Origin of the sequence: Nonomuraea terrae, from assembly GCF_004348995.1 — a bacterium.
Taxonomy (GTDB): domain Bacteria; phylum Actinomycetota; class Actinomycetes; order Streptosporangiales; family Streptosporangiaceae; genus Nonomuraea; species Nonomuraea terrae.
The window spans coordinates 1-2927 of the sequence record NZ_SMKQ01000403.1; the positions used below are offsets into that span (position 1 = coordinate 1).

Genomic DNA, 2927 nt, shown 5'->3' on the forward strand with positions numbered 1-2927 from the left:
ACTGTGGCTTGGGGACGAGCCATTGACACGGTCAGAAGCGGTCGGATGGGGTCAGATCGGGGCGGATGGGGTCAGGGCGGGTTTCCAGCGGGCTGGACCTGGCCAGCGCCACGGTGCCCGCGGCGGTCAGCGCGGCCGCCACGACCGGCAGGACGCCGGTCGGCAGTGGCTCGCCCAGCAGCAGCGCCCCGAACGCCACCGCGGTCAGTGGGTCGGCGATCTGCAGCGCGGCGAACGAGACGCCGAAGTGTCCGACGGCGTAGGCGCGCTGGAGCATCACCAGCGCCAGCAGCGCGGGGACCGGCAGCGCCAGCAGGTACCACCAGTTCCAGGCGCCGTCCACCAGCACCCGCATGAGCGTCGCGGTGGCGCCGTACAGGACGCCTGAGCTGGTGGCCAGCAGCGTGGCCCGGCCCGCGGCCGAGGCGGCGAGGGAGCCGGCCCACAGCAGCGCCGCCGCGGCACCGGACACGCCCAGCAGCGTGACCACACCGGCCGGATCGAGATGCGTGGGACCGTCGTGCTCCGGGACGAGCAGCACCAGGCCGATCAGCCCCGCCGCCACGACCCCGGCCGCCGCCAGCTCCGCCCGCGCCGGCCTGCGGCCGTGCAGCGTGGCGGCGATCGGCAGCGCGAACAGCAGACTGGCCACGCCCATCGGCTGCACGATGGTCAGCGGGCCCAGCCCGAGCGCCACGATGTGCAGACCGCCACCCGCCAGAATGGAGGCGCCGCCGAGCAGCCAGCGCGGCCTGCGCAGCAGCGCCAGCAGCCCGGGCCGGGCGGTGCCGGACGCCTCGAACTGCTGCAGCGCGGCCCCGAGCGCGAAGAACAACGAACCGACCAAGGCGATCACCGCGGCCAGCACAGTCATGCGCACTCCCTTCAGACGGATGGTCGCCAGGCAGGGTCAAACGGACGTGTCCGCAGGAAGGCTGGCCGGGGAAGCGTTGATGGCGCGCCGCTTCCTGATCCACCGCACGACCTCGACCACGACGGTGACGGACACCGCGATGCCGAAGCCCAGCAGCAGGCCCTTGATCGGGTCGTTCTCGAACGCCATCCCGCCGAAGAAGCCGATCAGCCCCGAGTACACGCCCCACGAGACGGCCGCGACGGCGTCGAAGAAGGTGAACGAGCGCAGCGGATGCCGTACGGCGCCCATGGTCAGGGTGGTCGCGGTGCGCCCGCCCGGGATGTAGCGGGCCACGACCAGCACGAGCCCTCCGCGTACGGCGAGGGCGTCGCGTGCCCAGACGAACGCCCTCCTCTCGCCGAGCCTGCCCCCGGCCCGGCTGCCGATCAGGTAGGAGATGTGGTCCCCGGTGAACGCGCCCAGCGACGCCACCAGGATGACCAGGGCGAGGTTCGGCTCGCCGGTCGCCGCGAACACACCTGCGGTGATCACCGACGTCTCCGCCGGCACGACGGGGAAGAACCCGTCGAGCAGCGCCAGCGCGAACAGCGCCAGGTACAGCCACGGCGACGACATCGCCTGCTCGACGAAGTCGAGGATGGCGTGTGACATAAAGGTGTACTCCGATCCATTTGGGCACCCACACAGCGTCTCGGTGCGGGAGGTCCGGGGGCATCGGGGATGCCCCCGGTCGAACGCGGCCCTTCCCCTGACGCGGGTCAGGGCCGGTACCCCATGACGCTAGAAACCCCGCAGGTCACGGCACATCGGACGATCGGCACGCAACACCCCCTACTTTCGTCAGGGGCGGTGCCGCGACCTCCGGATGACACCTTCGATCCAACCCATCCGCACCGTCGGACACAGCAGTGGAGATGGGCGTTTTCGAGGTGGGGCCAGCCCTACCGCGACGGTGGCTCCCGCCCCACCCCGACTTTCGTCAGGGGTGCTCCCTGACCTCCGGGGGGACCGGCCGGGCGGGCGCGGCGGATAACGTCAGGGCGTGCACGCTCTTCGCCGTCTTCGCCGGGAGAGCCGCCACGTGGTCTACGACCTGCTGTTGTGGGTGGCACTCGGCGTCTTCATCGCCGCCATGGGGCCCGACCCGTTCAGGGACCCCGCCGGGTTCGCCATGGTGACCGTGCCGCGGATGGGGCTCGCCGCGGTGGCGGTGCTCGTCGGGCGGCCCTTCCCGCTGGCGGCGCTGGTGCTGCTGCTGCCGCTCGGGCCGTGGCAGTTCAGCGAGGGGTTCGCGACCGTCGACCTGAGCTGGCTGCTGCCCCGGCGCAATGTCAAGATCCTCCCGCTGCTCGCGACGTCGCCGTACATCATGTGGTACGCGTACCTCACCGGGCGGCGGCTGGCCCGGGCGTGGCCGGCGCTGGCGGCGTTCGGGATGATCTCGCTGGTCGGCGTGGGTGCGGTGCTGGCGCAGGGCCGCGACCTCGCCCTGTGGGTGTCCATGGCCACGGCGATCGTCGGCACCTACCTGGTGCCGTACCTGCTGGGGCTGCTGCGCAGGCTGCTGCTGCAGCAGCGGCGGCAGACCCGGTTGTCGGTCGAGGCGCAGGCCAGGATGCGGGAGCGGGCCAGGATCGCGCGCGACATGCACGACTCGCTCGGCCACGACCTCGCGCTGATCGCGGTCCGGGCGGCGGGGCTGGAACTGGCCCCTGGCCTGGCTCCCGAGCAGGTCAAGGCGGCGGGGGAGCTGCGCGAGGCGGCGGCCGACGCCACCGAACGGCTGCGCGAGATCATCGGGCTGCTGCGCGAGGAGTCGGACGCGGCGCCGCTGTCGCCGGTCGGCGAGGACGTCGCCGAACTCGTACGCCGTGCCCGCGACTCCGGCATGTCGATCACCCTCGACCTGTCCCCGGGCCCGGTGCCCGACCTGGCCAAACCCGTCGTCCAGGAGGCGCTCACGAACGCGGCCAAACACGCGCCGGGCGCCGCCGTCGAGATCTCGGTCTCACCGGACAGAATCCGCGTCCGCAACGGCCCGCCCCGGACC

The 2927-nt window shown here is 72.5% G+C and carries 3 protein-coding genes; 1 reads left to right on the forward strand and 2 read right to left on the reverse strand.

Annotation, left to right across the window (positions count from 1 at the left end; genetic code table 11):
- Nucleotides 1-31: 31 nt before the first annotated feature.
- Nucleotides 32-874 carry a DMT family transporter gene (locus E1286_RS46865; protein ID WP_165970253.1) on the reverse strand — a complete coding sequence of 281 codons (843 nt, stop codon included), beginning with the start codon at nucleotides 872-874 and terminating at the stop codon, nucleotides 32-34.
- A 36-nt stretch (nucleotides 875-910) separates the two neighbouring features.
- A complete protein-coding gene (locus E1286_RS46870; protein WP_132623830.1) occupies nucleotides 911-1528 on the reverse strand; it encodes a DedA family protein in 618 nt (205 codons plus the stop codon).
- Between the two features lie 391 nt (nucleotides 1529-1919).
- On the opposite strand from E1286_RS46870, the gene E1286_RS46875 reads away from it, so the two are divergent.
- A partial coding sequence (locus E1286_RS46875) for a sensor histidine kinase (protein ID WP_246075766.1) occupies nucleotides 1920-2927 on the forward strand: 1008 nt, incomplete at its 3' end.

Excerpts from the sequence above, each read along its gene's own strand:
- E1286_RS46865 (WP_165970253.1), bottom strand. The coding sequence starts at position 874 with ATGACTGTGCTGGCCGCGGTGATCGCCTTGGTCGGTTCGTTGTTCTTC.
- E1286_RS46870 (WP_132623830.1), bottom strand. The coding sequence starts at position 1,528 with ATGTCACACGCCATCCTCGACTTCGTCGAGCAGGCGATGTCGTCGCCG.